Source organism: Paenibacillus sp. FSL H7-0737 (assembly GCF_000758545.1).
Taxonomy (GTDB): Bacteria; Bacillota; Bacilli; order Paenibacillales; family Paenibacillaceae; genus Paenibacillus_AQ.
The window spans coordinates 6361606-6380661 of sequence record NZ_CP009279.1 but is presented as its reverse complement, the minus strand read 5'-3'; the positions used below and the strand labels follow the sequence as shown (position 1 = coordinate 6380661).

Annotated in this window: 15 protein-coding genes; 13 read left to right on the top strand and 2 right to left on the bottom strand. The window is 46.1% G+C overall.

What is annotated here, in order from left to right:
• The first annotated feature begins 120 nt into the window (after positions 1 to 120).
• From H70737_RS27885 to H70737_RS27845, 9 genes are all read left to right on the top strand, one after another.
• Complete coding sequence (locus tag H70737_RS27885) at positions 121 to 1926, top strand: DEAD/DEAH box helicase (RefSeq protein ID WP_042192544.1); 1806 nt, start codon at positions 121 to 123, stop codon at positions 1924 to 1926.
• Positions 1927 to 2127: 201 nt separating this feature from the next.
• Complete coding sequence (locus tag H70737_RS27880) at positions 2128 to 2991, top strand: M15 family metallopeptidase (protein WP_042192542.1); 864 nt, start codon at positions 2128 to 2130, stop codon at positions 2989 to 2991.
• Positions 2992 to 3139: 148 nt separating this feature from the next.
• Positions 3140 to 3616, top strand: a complete 477-nt coding sequence (locus tag H70737_RS27875) for a glutathione peroxidase (protein ID WP_042192540.1) — start codon at positions 3140 to 3142, stop codon at positions 3614 to 3616.
• A gap of 251 nt (positions 3617 to 3867) precedes the next feature.
• Complete coding sequence (locus H70737_RS27870; protein WP_042192538.1) at positions 3868 to 5502, top strand: formate--tetrahydrofolate ligase; 1635 nt, start codon at positions 3868 to 3870, stop codon at positions 5500 to 5502.
• Positions 5503 to 5839: 337 nt separating this feature from the next.
• On the top strand, positions 5840 to 7204 hold the full coding sequence (locus H70737_RS27865; protein ID WP_042192536.1) for an FAD-dependent oxidoreductase: 1365 nt from the start codon (positions 5840 to 5842) through the stop codon (positions 7202 to 7204).
• Positions 7205 to 7479: 275 nt separating this feature from the next.
• Entirely contained in the window at positions 7480 to 8307 is an 828-nt protein-coding gene (locus H70737_RS27860; protein WP_042192534.1) for a formate/nitrite transporter family protein, read from the top strand.
• A gap of 433 nt (positions 8308 to 8740) precedes the next feature.
• On the top strand, positions 8741 to 9961 hold the full coding sequence (locus tag H70737_RS27855) for an MFS transporter (protein WP_042192532.1): 1221 nt from the start codon (positions 8741 to 8743) through the stop codon (positions 9959 to 9961).
• Positions 9962 to 10038: 77 nt separating this feature from the next.
• The gene (locus tag H70737_RS27850; protein WP_042192530.1) at positions 10039 to 10569 is read left to right on the top strand and encodes a GNAT family N-acetyltransferase; all 531 of its coding nucleotides are present in this window, start codon (positions 10039 to 10041) and stop codon (positions 10567 to 10569) included.
• Entirely contained in the window at positions 10550 to 11194 is a 645-nt protein-coding gene (locus H70737_RS27845) for an MOSC domain-containing protein (RefSeq protein WP_042192527.1), read from the top strand. Before H70737_RS27850 ends, H70737_RS27845 begins: the two co-directional genes overlap by 20 nt.
• 93 nt (positions 11195 to 11287) lie before the next feature.
• On the opposite strand, the gene H70737_RS27840 is transcribed toward H70737_RS27845, so the two are convergent.
• A complete protein-coding gene (locus H70737_RS27840) occupies positions 11288 to 11836 on the bottom strand; it encodes a GNAT family N-acetyltransferase (protein WP_042192525.1) in 549 nt (182 codons plus the stop codon).
• A 230-nt stretch (positions 11837 to 12066) separates the two neighbouring features.
• Here H70737_RS27840 and H70737_RS27835 point away from each other — a divergent pair, with 230 nt between their 5' ends.
• Positions 12067 to 13773, top strand: a complete 1707-nt coding sequence (locus tag H70737_RS27835) for a glutamine--tRNA ligase/YqeY domain fusion protein (protein WP_042192523.1) — start codon at positions 12067 to 12069, stop codon at positions 13771 to 13773.
• 81 nt (positions 13774 to 13854) lie between these two features.
• Here H70737_RS27835 and H70737_RS27830 read toward each other — a convergent pair whose 3' ends face one another.
• On the bottom strand, positions 13855 to 15087 hold the full coding sequence (locus H70737_RS27830; RefSeq protein WP_427470100.1) for an MFS transporter: 1233 nt from the start codon (positions 15085 to 15087) through the stop codon (positions 13855 to 13857).
• A gap of 369 nt (positions 15088 to 15456) precedes the next feature.
• On the opposite strand from H70737_RS27830, the gene H70737_RS27825 reads away from it, so the two are divergent.
• From H70737_RS27825 to H70737_RS27815, 3 genes are read left to right on the top strand one after another with little or no spacing between them, the layout of a single operon-like run.
• Positions 15457 to 17313 carry an ABC transporter ATP-binding protein gene (locus tag H70737_RS27825; RefSeq protein ID WP_042192519.1) on the top strand — a complete coding sequence of 619 codons (1857 nt, stop codon included), beginning with the start codon at positions 15457 to 15459 and terminating at the stop codon, positions 17311 to 17313.
• Positions 17243 to 17920, top strand: a complete 678-nt coding sequence (locus tag H70737_RS27820; RefSeq protein ID WP_042192517.1) for a response regulator transcription factor — start codon at positions 17243 to 17245, stop codon at positions 17918 to 17920. The genes H70737_RS27825 and H70737_RS27820 overlap by 71 nt, the downstream gene beginning before the upstream one ends.
• Positions 17917 to 18969, top strand: coding sequence for a sensor histidine kinase (locus H70737_RS27815; protein ID WP_042192515.1), 1053 nt, complete (start codon positions 17917 to 17919; stop codon positions 18967 to 18969). Before H70737_RS27820 ends, H70737_RS27815 begins: the two co-directional genes overlap by 4 nt.
• Positions 18970 to 19056: the final 87 nt, after the last annotated feature.

Here is a 19056-nt window from a genome sequence, read left to right as displayed (position 1 = left end):
CGGAAGCATACGCCCCCAAAAGGACAGTCGGGTTAGGGCTGCCTGAATAGGGCTTTGGAAGACGGAAGTTAAGTAAGAGATGTAATCAAATTTAACTGAGAAAATAGTGAGGTGGAGAATTTGCCGGGATTTAAAGAATTAGGTGTTTCAGAATTACTGTGTACATTGCTTCAAGGTCAAGGCATCGTTAAGCCTACACCAGTGCAACAGGAAGCAATACCGCCATTGGTGCAGGGTTTGGATGTAATTGCAAGAGCGAAGACAGGTACAGGGAAGACATTAGCTTTCTTGCTGCCAATTATGGACAAGATCCACACGGAGCGAGCTTATCCGCAGGCGCTAATTATGGCCCCAACACGTGAGTTGGCTTTGCAGATTACAGAAGAGGCACGTAAGCTGGCGCGTCATACGGATATTAAAATCTTGGCCGTTTATGGTGGTCAGGATGTTGAGAAGCAGCTGCGTAAGCTCGAAGGTGGCAGACATCTTATTATCGGTACACCGGGCAGACTGCTAGATCATATGCGCCGGGAGACGCTCGATCTTAGTGGCGTTAAGATGCTCGTTCTGGACGAAGCGGATCAAATGCTGCATATGGGATTCTTGGAGGATGTAGAGACCATTATTACGGCTGTTCCTTATCGCCGTCAAACGATGTTGTTCTCTGCGACGATGCCAGATCCGATTAAACGTCTCGCAGCTAATTACATGAAAGAGCCTCTGGATATCATTATTAAGAGTGGTTCTCCGATTCCGCTGGATAATATCAAACAGCAAGTCGTGGAAGTCTCGGATCGTAATAAAGAAGAGGCACTCAAAACATTGATTGAACGGGATCGTCCTTACTTGGCTATTATTTTCTGCCGGACCAAACGTCGGGTGTCCAAGCTGAACGAAGCACTCCAAGCAGCAGGTTATGATTGTGATGAGCTGCACGGTGATTTGTCTCAAGGTAAACGCGAAGGTGTAATGAAGAGATTCCGTGATGCGAAGCTGCAGCTTCTTGTAGCTACAGATGTAGCGGCTCGGGGGTTGGATGTCGAAGGTATCACTCATATCTTTAACTACGATATGCCACTTGATGTGGATAGCTATATTCACCGGATCGGCCGGACAGGCCGTGCCGGAGGCAAAGGGCTTGCAATTACGTTCACTTCTCCACGTGAGCAAGATGGACTAGACTTGATCGAGCACGGCATTTCGCAGCGCCTGGATCGCCGCCGTTACGACAAAGATGAATTCGGCGTTGGCGAATTCGTTGCAGTACAAGGCGGCGGACGCCACGGCGGTCGTCAAAGCGGCGGCGCTGAGGCAGCGCGCACGGGCCGCGGACCGAAGACCGGCGGCTCTGGCCGCGGCGGTGCTCCGCGCGGCGAAGGCGGAGCGCGGCAAGGTGGCCGCGGCCGCGGTAAGGAAGCAGGCGGCTGGGGTGCGCCTGCAGAAGGTCGCCGCGGTGGTCGTTCCGATGCGGCGGCTGGCAAGCGTGGCGGCAGCGGCTATGACGCTGCCGCACCTAAGGGCGGCGGCAAGGCTGCCGGCGTAGTACGAGTAGGCGGCGGCTATGGCGCCTTCGCCTCCAGAGGCGATGCGCCAGCTAGCGGCAACGCAGCAGCGCCTAGCAGTGCCGGTTCGCGCGGTGCGAACCGGAAGGGCGGCCCAAGCACTGGCTACAGCGAGAACGTAGCCAGAGGTGCAGACGGCGGCGCTTACGTTGGTGGCACACCACGAGGCGGCTTAGGCAGCGGCTACGGTACGGGCCCGTCTAGAGGCGGCGGCAAAGGTGGTAAAGGTAGCAAAGGCGGCTATAGCGGTGCCAAGGGTGGCGCTGGTAAAGGCGGCCGCAACAGCGGAAATACGGGTTCCTCACGGGGTGGACGTGGTAGCTCCGGCGGCTTTAAAAGTGGCGGCAGAGGCACATCCAGATAATGTGAGTGGAATTTCATAACTAAAACTTGTTACCATAGGGAAGTTAGCGGACAAGCTAACTCCCTATGGTAACTTTATTTTGTAGGCACAATTATCCGAGCGATATTTGTCTAAAAAAGGATCTTAGTGTAACATTTTTGAAGGAAAGCTTGTCTAATAGATAAATAGAGTGTTTCGACTTCGAGGAGGAAGATCTTGCAGATGTCTAAAAAATTGAAAATAATAATCTTGTTAATTGTCGTTATTGCTGTTGGGTGGGGGATTGGGAAATATACGACGCCTTCTCCTTCTGCTTCAGATAGTAGCGGTTCCAATATAAATGTGCAGGATGATCTTCAAGCTGAGCCTGGTGAAGATGGAAATAGCACCGAAGAGGGCATAACAGACCCAGTGGTAGCTAACCCATCTAATACAACGGATCCCTCTGATCCGTCCGAACCGGATAGTAACGGCAAGGGAAATAGCACTGATGATTCTTTTAAAGAGCCTGACAGCATAGCTGTGATGGTGAATAAGGAGTATGGACTGCCGGACAACTATAAGCCAACGGATCTAGTCTACCCGGAAGTGCGGTTTACATTTAAAGAGAAAATCGAGAAGCGTATGATGCGTAAGGAAGCTGCCGAAGCATTAGAGAAACTGTTCGCAGGCGCAGAGGAAGACGGGATTTACTTGGCTGGCGTTTCGGCCTACCGTTCTAAGGAAACCCAAACAAGGCTGTTCAATCGTTATGTTGAGAAAGACGGAGAAGAACTGGCTCGTACTTACAGTGCCGTGCCTGGCTATAGCGAGCATCAGACAGGGCTTGCTATCGATGTCTCAGGAAGTGACGGAAAATGTGCTGCGGAGAGCTGTTTTGGTGGAACGAAGGAAGCGGAGTGGCTAGCGCAGCATGCAACCGAATATGGTTATATCATCCGCTTTCCAGAAGGAAAGCAGGACATTACAGGATATAAGTATGAGCCTTGGCATATCCGTTATGTGGGCAAGGATATAGCTACTTATATTGCGGATAAAGGGATTACGCTGGAAGAATATTATGATGTCGTACCCGTATCCAAATAACAGAGTGATAGAGAGCAGTCCTAAGAAATACATAGGACTGCTTTTTTTTATCTTAGTGTTTACAGAAAGTGTCGATAAGTTGCATTCTGGTACAATTCGGGTAAGATACGTAGTGTAGTCTAAGTACATGGAAGGAAGGGGAATTAGGATGTCGATCTACAATTTTTCCGGCGTTACGCCTTCGGGTAAAGAAGTGTCATTTACAGAGTATGAAGGTAAGGTAGTGCTGATTGCCAATACGGCTAGTAAATGCGGACTTACACCGCAGTATGGGGATCTCCAGAAGCTATACGAGCAGTATAGGGATCAGGGACTTGTAGTATTAGGATTCCCCTGCAACCAATTTGCGGGTCAGGAGCCGGGTACAAGTGAAGAGGCAGAAGAATTCTGTCAGATTAATTATGGCGTTACCTTTCCTGTGTTTGCCAAAGTGGATGTGAATGGACCGGATGCCAGCCCTCTTTTCAATTATTTAAAAGAGCAGCAGCCGGGTACTGGCGACAGCAGTGATATCAGCTGGAATTTCACGAAGTTTCTTATTGATCGTGGCGGTAATGTAGTAGCTCGTGTTGAGCCAAAGGAATCGCCAGAAACGATGTCAGAACAGATTGAGTCCTTACTGTAGATCATTCTAGGGACTGATGAATTGTTATTTTACAAGTATCCTTTCGACCTCGGTCTTTGGCCGAGTCTCGACGGGATTTTCTTTTTATACATAGGAATATAGAATAGGCGCCTTAAATTTTGTTGTGATAAATTATACTTGACGCTTTACAGAGACCATGTATTCTTTGAAGAGAATGTAATGCCCATGCAAAATATGCATAAAGCGTGGAATACAGCAGGATAATAACGGCAGGAGGGTTCAATACAAGCATGAAGTTAATTACAGAGGTAGCAGCACAAGCGGGAATTGGCGAAGAGCATCTGGAACTATACGGCAAATATAAAAGTAAACTTTCACCGTCCTTATGGGAAGACATGAAGAACAAACCAGATGGCAAGCTGGTATTGGTCACTGCGGTGAATCCAACCCCTGCTGGCGAAGGGAAGACCTTAACAACCATTGGGCTGGCACAGGCATTGAACGCAGCAGGAGTAAAGACCGTGGCTGCCTTGCGCGAACCATCCCTCGGACCATGCTTAGGCATGAAAGGCGGTGCCACGGGCGGCGGCAAGTCACAGATCATTCCGGCAGATGAGATTAATTTGCACTTTACGGGTGATATTCATGCGGTGACTTCTGCACATAATTTATTGTCTGCGATGATTGATAATCATATCTTCCAAGGTAATGAGCTGGGTCTTGATCCGCAGCGTATCGTTTGGAAACGCGTGATGGATATGAATGATCGCAGTCTGCGGAATATTGTGACAGGGCTTGGAGATGGAAATGGAGCCGTGCGGGAAAGTGGATTTCAGATTACAACAGCTTCTGAGATTATGGCTGTATTATGCCTATGCGATAATCTGAGTGATCTCAAAAAGCGTCTGAACCGTATTTTGATTGGGTATGACCAAGAGGGACAGCCTGTAACGGCCGAGCAAATAGGGGCAGTTGAAGCGATGACAGCGCTGCTGAAGGAAGCAGTTAAGCCTAATCTGGTGCAGACCTTGGAGGGCACTCCTGTTATTGTACACGGTGGTCCATTTGCGAATATCGCCCATGGCTGCAGTAGTGTTATTGGTACTCGTTATGCACTCAAGCTGGGAGATGTTGTGGTTACGGAAGCAGGCTTCGGAGCGGATCTTGGTGCAGAGAAATTCATGGATATCAAATGCCGGCAAGCGGGTCTAACCCCTTCAGCGGCAGTGCTTGTCGTGACGGTGAAATCCTTGAAATATAACGGTGGTGTACCTAAGAATGAGCTCCAAACGGAGAACCGGTTGGCGCTGCGCTCTGGATTGTCTAATTTGGAGCGTCATGTAGAGAATCTCGGCAAATTTGGGGTGCCTGTTCTTGTTGCCATTAATCATTTTGAAGGCGATAGCCCAGAAGAGATTAATGACGTTGTGGAGGCTTGTCGCCGATTGAACGTTCCTGCGGCAATATCCAAGGTATGGGCAGAAGGTAGTGCGGGCGGACAAGAGTTGGCTTCGGAATTAAAGAAACTTCTGGATCATAGCGACACTGAACGTTTTGCTCCTTTGTATGAGAATGAACTCGACATCTCTTCCAAAATCACCAAGATTGTTCGCGAAATTTACCGTGGTGCGGAGGTTAACTTTTCCCCTGCGGCCAAACGCAGCCTAGCGGTGATTGAGCGTCTTGGGTTAAATGATCTTCAAGTATGTATGGCGAAGACCCCTTATTCCTTCTCAGATCAGCCTAGATTGCTTGGCGCTCCAGAAGGTTTCACGGTAGGTATCCGTGATATTACCCTTTCGCTTGGTGCAGGGTTTGCTGTAGTGATTACGGGCAATATCGTTACGATGCCAGGTCTACCGGCTAAGCCAGCTGCTGAGGCACTATGGATGGATGAGGATGGCGTGATTCACGGTTTGGTGTAGACTCAGTTTATGATCAGGCTTTTCCCTGTTGGTTTAGGGGGAAGCCTTTTTTTGCGCGTTATAAGAAAGTATATCCTGAGGGGGCAGAACATAATGTCTTACGCCCATGGCAAAGCTAACGAGGTCGCAATCGGCAGCAGTGACGGAAAATGCTTAAAATTGTGAACAATCTGAGAATATAGGCGAAAAGACTTGTAATGTGATAAATATCACAATATAATCAGTTTATAAAGTGAAATAAATCACAATTAACTTATCGGTGATCAGATATCTAATTTGGTCAGTCAAGCAATTCGAATATATAACCAGGTTGTCCATTTGAAGGAGGAAGAAAATAATGAAAGTAGCTGTCATTGGATGTACCCATGCCGGAACTGCCGCAATTGTAAATACTGCCAAGCTTCACCCGGAAGCCGAGATTACGGTTTATGAGCGTAATGATAATATTTCTTTCTTATCTTGTGGAATTGCTTTATACGTAGGTGGAGTGGTCAAGGACCCACACGGGCTGTTCTATTCTTCCCCTGAGAAGCTTGCTGAGCTTGGTGTAAAGACCAACATGCGTCATGAAGTGACCGTTGTGGATACGAAGTCCAAAACATTGCGTGTTCGCAATTTGGTAACCGGACAGGAGTTTGACGATACCTACGATAAGCTGATTATGACTACGGGATCATGGCCGATTGTACCGAAGCTCGAAGGGATTGAGCTGGAAGGCGTCTTGCTTTGTAAGAACTATGATCATTCCAATACCATTATAGAAAAAGCTAAACAAGCGAATAAAATCACAGTCGTAGGCGCTGGATATATCGGCGTTGAGTTGGTGGAAGCCTTCCAAATGAACGGAAAGCAAGTTACGCTGATTGATGGCGAAGATCGTATTTTGAATAAATATTTGGACCCAGAGTTTACTGCGCCGATCGAACAATCCTTTAAGGATCATGGTATTAAATTAGCGCTGAATGAGAAGGTAAGTTCTTTTGCTGGTGAAGGTGGCAAAGTTACCAAGGTTATCACAAGCGAAGGGGAGCATGAAGCGGATCTTGTAATTCTCTGCATCGGCTTCCGTCCGAATACTGAGCTGTTAAAAGGTCAAGTGGATATGCTGCCAAATGGCGCAATTCTGGTTAATGATTATATGCAGACTAGTTGCCCAGATGTGTATGCCGCTGGTGACAGCTGCGCGATTCATTACAACCCTACAGGTAAGCACGCTTATATTCCACTGGCAACCAATGCCGTACGGATGGGCACTTTGGTCGCACGTAACTTAGTGAAAGAGACGATTCCTTATATGGGTACTCAAGGGACTTCGGGCATTAAGATTTATGAAGATAATATCGCTGCTACCGGTCTTACTGAAGAAGGGGCTAAGGCTGAAGGAATGGACGTAGAAACTACCATGATTATTGACAACTACCGTCCAGAATTTATGCCAACCTTCGAGCAGGTGCAATTAAAAGTGGTATTTGATCGCGCCACACGCCGCATTCTCGGAGCGCAAATCTTGTCCAAGACGGATTTGACGCAATCGATCAACACAGTATCTGTATGTATTCAAAATAAAATGACAATCGATCAGCTTGCCTTTATCGATTTCTTCTTCCAACCTCATTACAACAAGCCTTGGAACTTCCTGAATACAGTAGGCCTCGAATCGCTACCGACATCAGTACCAAGCAAAGAGGCAGTAACCGTATAATTTAATTGCCTGTGAACAATAAAGTTGGGTAAACCGGAGCCATATATGGCTCCGGTTTTTTGTGATTGATGCTGGTACTATTTACCTTTAAAATAATATGGAGCCTGTTCTTACAAATGTAATTATGGATGCGCTTCGTTAAATTTGACATGTCAGTGAAAAGTTTCACTTAGTTTTTCATTAAGTGATAATTATCACGTTAATGTGTTTTATGACACGCTACAATGGTCGTAAAGGAACAAATTTTAAGTAAATAGATGAAGGGGATAGGAATCATGGCTTATAATAAACCGCAGCAGATTGCCGCAGTCACGGTCGAGAACGGCATAAAAAAGGCGCACAATCCTTTAAGCACCGTACTAATTCTGGGCTTTCTGGGAGGAGCGTTTATCGCGCTCGGATTTTTACTGGATATTCGCGTCATTGCTGGCGCACCACATGAATGGGGATCCATCGCTAACTTTATTGGGGCAGCTGTATTCCCTGTCGGATTGATTCTAGTACTGCTTGCAGGAGGAGAACTGCTGACAGGCAATATGATGGCTGTGCCACTTGCTTTTATGGCGAAAAAGATATCCTTCTGGGAAGTGGTTAAGAATCTCGTATTGATTACCCTGAGCAATCTAGCGGGAGCTTTGTTTGTAGCTTACTTTTTTGGTCACGTGGTTGGTTTAACCTCTGACGGTGTGTATTTGGAAAAATTAGTGGAGATGGCAGGCCATAAGCTTGAGGCAGACTTCTTGCCGGCATTTGTTTCCGGTATCGGTTGTAACTGGCTCGTAGCTTTGGCGGTATGGCTCTCCTATGGAGCAGATAACTTCAGTGGCAAAATCCTCGGCATCTGGTTCCCAACGATGGCTTTTGTAGCTATCGGCTTCCAGCACGTTGTAGCCAACATGTTCTTAATTCCGGCAGCTATTTTTGAAGGTTATTTTTCATGGGGAGAGTACTTCAACAATTTTGTTCCGGTATGGCTAGGCAACTTGACGGGCGGTGCGATCTTTGTTGCGGCAGCTTATTGGATGGCTTACCTGCGCAAAGAGCCTGCATCTATTCAGTCCGTAGACAGCATGTCTGGCAGCGGTGTAAAAAAACACGCCTAAACCTATCTTATAGAGCACTCCTTAGAATAGTCGAGGGGTGCTTTTTGCTGTATAGACAAATAAAATCCGCCGTGATGTATCCGAGCTCGGGGGAACGAATTCGGATGCACAGCGAATTTTAAAAGGGGGAGTGTTTCTAGGCTCTATTACCCCGACTTTGTAATAACGAAACACTTCATTATTGTTTAGTCTACTTTACGGAAGACAGCGGCAACTATAAAATATAAATAGATAGTAGAAATAGGGAGGACTGCGGACGTGAAAGGTGCTACTTTTTTCTCAGCTACGTTAGAAGTTAGTCCTAAATAAGAGGTGAAGTATACTGAGACTTTATCACGATAGCACGTCAATGCGTCTGCTTGCCCTGAACCCTGTTTTGGGATAATACTGGATGGAATAATGACACATATATTACAGGGGATGTACACTACTTATGAAGTTTTTACAGAATTATCCTAAAGAGGTTAAGATATTTTTAATTGCTAGTCTTATTAATGCAACGGGTAGTGCGCTGATGTGGCCATTGGTTACAATGTATGTTTTTGATGAGCTTGGACGCAGCATGTCGGATGCCGGATTAGTGATTCTTATTCAATCAGTTGGAGGAATTGTGGGTCAACTACTCGGGGGCTCACTCTATCATAAGGTAGGCGTTAACCGGCTGATTGTTGGAGCGCTGGGCATGAATGCACTTGCTCTGTTCACTTTGCCGGCAGCAAGTAACAACTGGACGTTATTTATGGTCGCGATGGGACTGGTAGGGCTCTTTAATTCACTGTCCTTACCTGCGATTCAGGCATTTATCGGCTTTCGTTTTACGAAGCAGCGCGGAGAGCTGTTTAATGTTATTTATGTCGCTAATAATATTGGTGTAGCACTGGGTACGGCGTTAAGTGGTTTTTTGGCCGATATTTCTTATATGCTCAGCTTTGTGATGAACGGCGTAACTTCAGCGGTATTTGCGGTATTCTTTTTTGTATATCTCAAGAAAGTCGGAGGAGATTCTTCACAGGAGGTCGCAGAACACCAGAAGGCTGGTCCTGACAAACAATCTACCTGGAAGTTAATGGGGCATACACGAATTTATCTTTATATGGGTATTGCCTCGATGTTCCTACTATTAGGGAACTCTATCTGGAATACAGGGGTATCTCCGTTCATTATTTCTGAGGGCTGGCCTAAGAAGACTTATGGTTTTCTCTGGACGCTTAACGGAATTCTCATTTTTGCAGCTCAGCCGCTCGTAACAGTAATTAAACGCTGGTTCGCATCTACCTCAACGGCACAAATGACAGTAAGTGCTCTATTTTATTTGGGTGGGTATGCTGTTCTTTTATGGATGCCGACTTATTCAGGTCTAGTGCTTGGGATGGTACTCGCTACGCTTGGGGAAATGCTGATATCTCCGGCCATGCCTTCCTTTATTTCGGATCATGCAGGTCGCAGTGCTCCTTTTTATTTAGGGCTAAGTGGAGGCATGGGGGCAGTCGGTAGGGTGATTGGACCATACTTAATGGGTAGGTTATACGATAGTGGAGGCTTAGCGCCTACCGCATGGTTGGCATGTGCGATGGCACTGCTGTCCGTAGGATTCTTTATCGTTCATGCGTATATCAACCGCCGAGGAAATTCATTGGAGCGGTCAATGGGATAGTTGAGAGTTGAGCATAGTGGATTCAAATGATCTACTGTGAATTCTATAGAGGTGCAAGGCAAGGGGTGTACATCTTTATGAAACTTAGCAACAAGGATAGGTTTATAATAAGGTTCTCAGAGATTAAAGACGTGCGGGAACTGATTCATCTGGATCATATGATCTGGACGGAGAACACTAGCCCGGGGCCATTAATGTGGCGTTCCCAAGAGGATTATCTACTGAATGCTCCCCCGGGTTCGCAGCTAGTAGCGCTAAAGGATGACAAGCTATGCGGATATGTTGGGTTTGGCTGCCCTAGTCGAATGGAGAGTAACAGGCATGTGTGCGAGGTTAATATTGCTGTTCATCCGGATTATCAACGTTTAGGTATTGGCCGGCAGCTCATAGAGGCTATTAAGGAACATGCCGCAGATAACGCCATTCGTAAGCTGCGTCTACGCGTATTATCCTGTAATGAATCAGCGCTTTCTTTTTATCGTAAATGCGGGTTTGTGGAAGAGGGACGTCTGCGGGAGGAGTTTTATCTTGGCGGTCGATACGTGGATGAAATCTTTATGTGCTGCATGCTGACAGGAGGAGAAGGATATGGAGATCATCTCACTTAATGTGGGGCGGCCAGTAACAGTGGATTATCGGGGGAAACCTTTGGAGACTGGGATTTATAAAATGCCTGTAGAAGGATCAGTTCAGTTAAATACTAATGGTTTTATCGGAGATGGTCAGGCGGATCTGAAACATCACGGGGGCCCTGACAAGGCAGTTTGTGCCTACCCCATCGAGCATTATCCCTACTGGGAGCAGCAGCTTGGAAAGAAACTGGAATACTCTGCCTTCGGAGAAAATATAACAACTGCCGGCTTATTAGAGACAGATGTTTGCATTGGCGATGTGTACGAAATAGGTACCACTGTGCTGCAGGTCAGCCAGCCACGTTATCCTTGCTTCAAAATCTCACAAAAGCATGGCCCGGCAGATCTCCCGGCTCAAGTGCTGGACACTAGATATAGCGGATTTTACTTGCGTGTGCTTCGTGAAGGAAAGATCTCAACAGGAGATGCGATTGTCAAAAAAGAGAGTGGAGCTGGCGGTGCGTCCGTGGCGCATGTACTACATTTAATGCAAGTAGGGCTGCAAGAGGAAGCTGCACTGGCAGCTCTTGCGGAGCTAGAAACTCTCTCCGCCGTAGTGCGGAACAAGTTTCGAAAACAGCTGGGCCTGCCGGAGAGTTAAACACTATCTACAAACCAAAATAAGCCTGGAGGCGTGTGCCTTCCAGGTTTATTTCTATTTATGAGCTTATATGTGCTGCTTGCTTAGCCTAACTTAGCCGAGCAGCTGCCATTCACTACGCAATAAACCGTATACGGCATGGTTGACGTAGCCGTCAGGCAGTTTCTCTGACTGTCTAATCACACCCTCAAGGACAAAACCAAGTCGTTCCGGGATCGCCCGGCTGGAAACATTTCCGGTCGCGCAGCGAATTTCTACACGTTGCAGCTCCATTTCCAGTAGTGCATAGTCTACTAGAACCCGACAGGCACTGGTCATATACCCTTTACCTTCATATCCTTCACCCAGCCAGTAGCCGATCCCAACAGATCGGTTATGCCAGTCAATCTGGTGATACCCAATAACACCGGCGAGCTCACCGCGAACCCATAGTCCAGCGGTAAAAGCACCATTGTCAGTGCTTTGTTTAACCGCATTTTTGATGAAATTTAGAGTGTGGGCCTGTTCCGTAACGGCATCCACCCAAGGGAGCCATTGTCGTAGTCGTTCCCGTGAGTGCTCTACTAACGCGAACATGTGCCGAGCGTGCTCTGGCAGTAGCGGCTTTAACATCAGCTCTTCATCGATGACATAATTAAACAAGCGGTTGCCTCCTTTTTGGCACAAGGCCTTATGTATGATTATGGATTATTTCTTATGATTATCATGCTACTCTATCGCCCTGACAGAAGTCAAAAGGTCTAAAGACACTAAAAAATGATCCGTGCCTTGTGCCCCCTTTTATTGAACAATCTACGGTTAACGGGTATATTAGTAGGAAACATGTTTATACAAGAAGTAGTGTAACACTACAGAATGAAAGGTTGATAGCTGTGGAGAACCGTAGCACCCCCTCCAATTTTATTAAGAATGTTATTACCGAAGACCTCCGTACCGGTAAAGTAAAGGAAGTTATCACACGCTTTCCGCCGGAGCCGAACGGTTATTTACATATCGGACATGCCAAGGCGATCTGGATTAACTTTACACTGGCGGACGAGTTCGGTGGCAAGACTAACCTAAGATTTGACGACACGAATCCGGCTAAAGAGGATACGGAATATGTAAACTCGATTCAGGAAGATGTAAAGTGGCTCGGTTATGAATGGGAAGAGCTGCGTTTTGCATCTGATTATTTTGAGGAAATGTACAAACGTGCCGAATTATTAATTACAAAGGGCAAAGCCTATGTCGATGACCTCAGTGCGGATGAAATTCGTCAATTGCGTGGAACGCTGACGGAACCAGGAAAGAACAGTCCGCATCGTGATCGTAGTATCGAAGAGAATTTGGATCTGTTCCGGCGTATGCGTGCAGGCGAATTCAAGGACGGTGAGAAGGTTCTTCGCGCCAAGATTGACATGGCGTCACCGAACATTAACCTCCGTGATCCTGTAATTTATCGGATTACACATGCACATCACCATAACACAGGCGATAAATGGTGTATCTACCCAATGTATACCTTCGCTCATCCGTTAGAAGATGCTATTGAGGGGATTACTCACTCCCTTTGCTCGCTCGAATTTGAAGATCAACGTCCATTCTACGATTGGGTTGTAGCGGAGTGTGAGATGCCAGCTGTCCCTCATCAATATGAATTTGGTCGTCTGAATCTGGCTCAAACGATGACTAGTAAGCGTAAGCTGAAGCTGCTTGTAGACGAAGGACATGTGGATGGTTGGGATGATCCACGGATGCCTACGATCTCTGGTCTACGCCGTAGAGGATATACGCCGGAAGCGATTCGTAAATTCGTGTATGAAGCGGGTATCTCTAAGAGTCAGGGTCTGGTGGACCTGCAAATGCTGGAGCACTTTATCCGTGAGGATCTTAAGCTAACTGTACCGCGTACTATGGCTGTGTTACGACCGCTTAAGGTTGTTATCACCAATTATCCAGAAGGTCAAACAGAATGGCTTGAAGCGGAGAATAATACAGAGAATGAGGAAATGGGCGTACGTCAAATTCCGTTCTCGCGTGAAATTTATGTTGAGCGTGATGACTTTATGGAGAATCCGCCGAACAAATATTTCCGGTTGTTCCCTGGTAATGAAGTACGTCTGAAGCATGCTTATTTCATCAAATGTAATGAGGTTATTAAGGATGAGAATGGCGAGGTAGTGGAGCTGCATTGTACGTATGATCCGGAAACGAAGAGCGGAAGTGGATTTACAGGCCGCAAGGTAAAAGGTACGTTGCACTGGGTTGAAGCTAGCCAAGCGGTTCCTGCGGAATTCCGTCTATACGAGCCTCTGATTTCTGCTGAAGAAGCGGATGAGGCTGTGGAGGTTGAAGGTTTGGATTCCTCGGTAGAGAAATCGGAGCCTAGCTTCTTAGATCAGCTTAATCCTAAGTCCATAGAAATCCTACAAGGGTTTGTTGAACCTGCGCTTAAGGATAGCGTGGCTCAGGATAAATTCCAGTTCTTCCGTCATGGCTATTTTAATGTGGATAGCAAATATTCGGCGCCTGAACATCTCGTATTCAATCTTATCGTTTCACTGAAGAGTTCATTTCAGCCTCCTAAACAAGGCTAAACAGATAAATTAATCAAGGTAACAACAAAAAGCAGGCTCAAACGTCCCGAATAGGTACGTTTGAGCCTGCTTTTTGTTGAATTATAATGCTTCGATGTCGAAGATCTCTTCATCTTCCTCTGAAGGGGGGCGATACCCACCACGGCTAACAAAGAGCCACATGAAACCAAAGCCAAGCGTTCCAATAAGCGTCAAGAATACACCCGTCTGATACATGCTTTGTGCACCCAGATACTGATACATCCAACCTCCGAGAATACCTCCAATGAAACCGGATATCCCACTCCAGCTTAGGGTGTAGAGCGCTTGTCCGGAAGAGCGATAAGGCCGTGGAATCAGGAGCATCGTCAATTGGGTACCTACATAGAAAAAGCCGCCGAACGTTATGCAGTGTAAAATTTGAATGAACACCACTTGAAGGGCAGTAGTCGCATCAGCCATAAACCACCAACGCAGAACGAACAAACCACTGACCAATGCAAGCCAGCCGAGCAGGACAGAAATTTTACGTTTCAGGAACCGGTCACAGAGAACGAATACGCCTACCTCCAAAATGGAGGAGAGGAATACGGCAAGACCGATCATTTTTTTAGAGCCGCCCAGATCCGTAATATACAAGGATATGAATGTGGTGTTCATAGTGTTTGGAATGGATACCAGAATACCAAACAATAAAAAGCACAAGAAAAAAGGATTGAAAATCAACTTACTTAAGCCCTTATACGGCATCGGAGCTCTCATAATGGTATGGTTAATTTTAGGCAATACAAGAACGGATAGGATTGATGCACCTAGTAACGCTGTAAGCAGATAGGTCAAGACGGATACATCAGCCCAATCCAGGATAAAGCCGGCAACAATCGCAATCACTGCCCACCCTATTGAACCCCAAAGCCGGAAAGAACGGAAGCGCTGATTAGTCCCGTCAATATAGCTGAGAATCATCGTGTTGCTTTGAGCAAATAGTGGTCCTTGGAAGAAATAGAACAAAATAATGGCGTTGTAGATCGTTTCATATGTATTTGCTCGAAACATAAACTGTGAGAACACTAGCGTTCCGAATAACATTAGCAAAACGATACGCCGTATATTCTGAGAACGGTCTGTTAAGAACGCCCAAAATGGATTTGCAAATATGGATACTAGCGCTCCCATAGAGAATAAGACACCAATCTCTAATTTGTTCATCCCTACATCCAGCAGGTATAGTTGAAAGAAGCTGGTGAAGAGGACCATGGTTCCATATACAAAAAAATTGAACCATTTTAAAGACGTGATAGAAGATGGAATAACGCCTTTTCGCAAATGGTTCACTCCTTTCTCACTAAATATCTTGCATGGAGTAGAGTGGCCAATAGTAGGCCCTTCTATCACTGTAACACGTGTTGAAAAGGGATACAAACACCCTTTTTTACTTTTTTACATTATTTTGGGTTTTATTTATGTTTGAGACGATAAGCGACAAAAAATGCGTGAACGCGTGCGTAGAAGGTACAAACGCTAAGTGTAACGGGCGTTATTTTGGCCTGTGACTATTCCCGCAGGATGGGAAATGACAAGGCAGTATTGTCTGATCGGCGCGTTTAACTTCAGTTTACAATCTGCAGATAGGATGGGTGTAAGGCGAGAAAGATATTACTATGCTTTTCTCGTAGAGCTATTTAGAAAAGGGGAGTCATTGTCATGAAGAAATCCGAATCCAAGCGAAAGATGGCGCTGAAGCCGTTCTTAACGCTACTAAGAGAAACCAAGCCTTCATACGGCTTATTGGCTATAGCCATTGCGTTAAGCATGATATCGACATTGGTCAGTCTGGTCATCCCAATGTTCACTAAGAACTTGGTGGATGGCTTCTCTCTGGCCTCCGTGAGCAAGCTGCAGATTGCGGGTATAGCAGCTGCGTTTATTGCGCAGACCATTGCGGGAGGGATCTCTATCTATCTGCTCAATTATGCAGGTCAGAAGATGGTTGCAGGTCTGCGGGACCGACTGTGGCGTAAATTTCTAGTTCTGCCTGTGGCTTATTATAATGACAACCGAACGGGAGAAAGTGTCAGCCGCATGACGAATGATACAGGGATCATCAAAACGCTGATTTCTGAACATCTAGCCAGCTTATTTACCGGAGTGATTTCCATTGTAGGTTCGATCTCAGTTCTGCTATTTTTAAATTGGAAAATGACACTTGTTCTATTCACTGTTCTTCCACTTTCGGCGCTGATACTAGTACCACTTGGGCGGCAGATGTACAAAATTTCCAAGGGAATGCAAGATGAGACCGCTTCTTTTACTGCTACACTTAGTGGTGTTTTATCTGAGATCCGTCTGGTCAAATCCTCAGGCGCAGAGAAAAAAGAGTACGAGGCAGGCAAGAATGGAATTATGAACCTGCTTTCCTTTGGTATTCGTGAAGGCAAGATTAGCGCGATGATCAGTCCACTCGTCTCCTTTGTTTTTATGATGCTGCTTGTGGTCATTATCGGTTATGGTGGGATGCAGGTATCTTCCGGCGTCTTGACGGCTGGAGAACTGGTCGCCTTTATTCTTTATCTTATTCAGATTATTATGCCACTTACTCAACTGACTACGTTCTTCACACAGATTCAGAAAGCTAAGGGTGCCTCAGAGCGTATTATTGAGACCTTGGCAGCAGAAGAGGAAGTATATGAGGGACAGGAAGAGGCAAATGGCACAGAAGGTCCGATCTCAGTAGAGGGATTAAGCTTTGGTTATAAAAATGGTGAGAAGGTATTGAATGATGTGAGCTTCCAGATGCTTCCTGGTCAGGTGACGGCTATTGTCGGACCGAGCGGGGGCGGTAAGACCACGTTGTTCTCGTTGCTAGAACGTTTTTACGAGCCTCAGTCAGGTCTGATTAAGCTGGGTGACAAGCCAGTGTCTACATTCTCATTGCGTTCGTGGCGGAAGCTTATAGGGTATGTCTCACAGGAAAGTCCACTGTTGGCCGGTACGATTGCTGAGAATTTAACCTATGGATTGGATCGTGACGTTAGCAGGGAGGAGATGCACGCAGCAGCAGCAATGGCTTATGCAGATGGCTTTATTGATGCACTTCCTGAAGGATATAATACGGATGTCGGCGAAAGAGGTGTGAAGCTGTCTGGTGGACAGCGGCAACGGATTGCTATTGCTAGAGCACTGCTGCGGAACCCGAAGATTCTTATGCTTGATGAAGCCACTTCCAGTTTGGATAGCCAATCAGAAGCCGTGGTGCAGAAGGCACTGTCCAATCTGATGAAGGGTCGAACTACGATTGTAATTGCGCACCGTTTGGCTACTGTTGTAAATGCAGAGCAGATTATTTTTATGGAAAAAGGTCAAATTACCGGAATGGGAAGTCATGAGGAACTACTGGAAAACCATGAGCTGTATCGTGAATTTGCCACCCAGCAGCTACAGATGAATAACCCCGAGGTTCAGGACATTGAAGAGGAGGCTCCAGTGATACATGACAAAAATACTAGTAGTGGACGACGATCCGCACATCCGCGAATTGGTAGAAGTATTTCTGAGAGCTGAAGGAATGGATGAGATCTATGGAGCTTCCGATGGACTGGAGGCTCTTCAGATTCTGGAAGGTAATAACATAGATTTAGCTATTATTGATGTGATGATGCCCAACATGGACGGCTGGGAGCTATGCCGGCGGATGCGCCAGAACTATGATTTCCCGATTTTAATGCTGACAGCCAAAGGGGAAACCTCACAAATTGTAAAAGGCTTTGAGTTGGGTAGTGATGATTATTTGGTCAAGCCATTTGAGCCGGTTGTACTTATTGCGAGAGTAAAGGCGCTGCTTAAACGATATCAGATTTCTGCCGCGCAAAGTGTGACCGTAGGCCGATTGCGTATGAATCGCAAAACCTACGAGGTCTCTTCAGAGTATGGGGAAATTACCTTGCCGCTTAAGGAATTTGAGCTGTTGTTTAAGCTGGGCAGCTATCCGGGGCAAACATTGACAAGAGACAGGCTGATCGAAGAAATTTGGGGTTATGATTTTGAAGGGAATGAGCGGACACTCGATGTGCATATCAACCGTTTGCGTGAACGGTTCAATCAGGATGACTATGGATTCGTTATTCGTACGATCCGTGGTCTAGGTTACCGGTTGGAGGCTGAGGCATGAATCGATTTAAGGAGATCATTAAGCGGATTGGGATGTCCTTTGTTTATTTCGGTGGCGTTGGGATTAGCTGGACTGCAGCTTATTTCCTAATGAACTGGATATATAGCAGGGCTGGGCGCCCCTCCTCGGATTATTTGGTCCAATTAATCAGCGTGATGGTCGGTATTGTGATCTTGTTCATGATGGCATTGGTAGTCTCCAAGCTATTTCGTGGCTGGGAACGTGTCTTTTATAGATCAATCATTGAAGGGTTAGGACGAATTGCTAAGGGTGATTTTAATGTAGTATTGGATAATAATAGGGAATACGGTGAATTTGGAGAAATTGTTGAGAGTATCAATGTAATGGCAAGTGAGCTGAGTCAGATGGAGACCATGCGCCAGGATTTTATCTCCAACGTATCGCATGAAATTCAATCTCCACTAACCTCGATTCGGGGGTTTGCTCTTGCGCTGCAGGATGAGACTCTGAATGTGGAGAGTAGGAGGCACTACCTTAATATTATTGTGGCTGAGAGTACCCGCGTATCTGGGCTCAGTGATAATTTATTGAAGCTATCAGCGCTCGAATCGGGTAATTTTCCGTTTGAAAATCAGGTTTATCGTCTGGACAAACAGCTTAGAGATACAATTCTGGCTTCTGAGCCACAGTGGCTGGAGAAAAATATAGAGGTAGAGGCCGAGCTGGAAGAAGTGAATGTAACTGCGGTAAAAGATTTAATGACCCAGGTCTGGACCAATCTTCTTCATAACAGCATTAAATTCACTCCCGGGAATGGATGTATTCATATCAAGCTTCGAACGATAGATGAGCGGGTAGAGGTGGAGATTCAAGATAGTGGGATTGGTATCTCTGAAGAAGACTTACCTCGCATCTTTGATCGCTTCTATAAGGCAGACAAAGCTAGAACAGCGAGCGGGGGCGGTAGTGGCCTGGGCCTATCACTGGTTAAGAAGATCGTTGAGCTGCATAACGGTAAAGTAACCGTGGCCAGCCGACCGGGTGAAGGAACGGCTTTTGTAGTGAGCTTGCCAATGCCAAAGAAATAAATCGGCATTGTTTATGTAAATATGAATATTTACATAAACATGCAACAAAATCCGACATGTCTTTACAATTTTCTACTATTCTAAATA

Coding starts and splice junctions, on each gene's coding strand:
- H70737_RS27880 (WP_042192542.1), top strand. CDS start 2,128: ATGTCTAAAAAATTGAAAATAATAATCTTGTTAATTGTCGTTATTGCT.
- H70737_RS27875 (WP_042192540.1), top strand. CDS start 3,140: ATGTCGATCTACAATTTTTCCGGCGTTACGCCTTCGGGTAAAGAAGTG.
- H70737_RS27870 (WP_042192538.1), top strand. CDS start 3,868: ATGAAGTTAATTACAGAGGTAGCAGCACAAGCGGGAATTGGCGAAGAG.
- H70737_RS27865 (WP_042192536.1), top strand. CDS start 5,840: ATGAAAGTAGCTGTCATTGGATGTACCCATGCCGGAACTGCCGCAATT.
- H70737_RS27860 (WP_042192534.1), top strand. CDS start 7,480: ATGGCTTATAATAAACCGCAGCAGATTGCCGCAGTCACGGTCGAGAAC.
- H70737_RS27855 (WP_042192532.1), top strand. CDS start 8,741: ATGAAGTTTTTACAGAATTATCCTAAAGAGGTTAAGATATTTTTAATT.
- H70737_RS27850 (WP_042192530.1), top strand. CDS start 10,039: ATGAAACTTAGCAACAAGGATAGGTTTATAATAAGGTTCTCAGAGATT.
- H70737_RS27845 (WP_042192527.1), top strand. CDS start 10,550: ATGGAGATCATCTCACTTAATGTGGGGCGGCCAGTAACAGTGGATTAT.
- H70737_RS27825 (WP_042192519.1), top strand. CDS start 15,457: ATGAAGAAATCCGAATCCAAGCGAAAGATGGCGCTGAAGCCGTTCTTA.
- H70737_RS27820 (WP_042192517.1), top strand. CDS start 17,243: ATGACAAAAATACTAGTAGTGGACGACGATCCGCACATCCGCGAATTG.
- H70737_RS27815 (WP_042192515.1), top strand. CDS start 17,917: ATGAATCGATTTAAGGAGATCATTAAGCGGATTGGGATGTCCTTTGTT.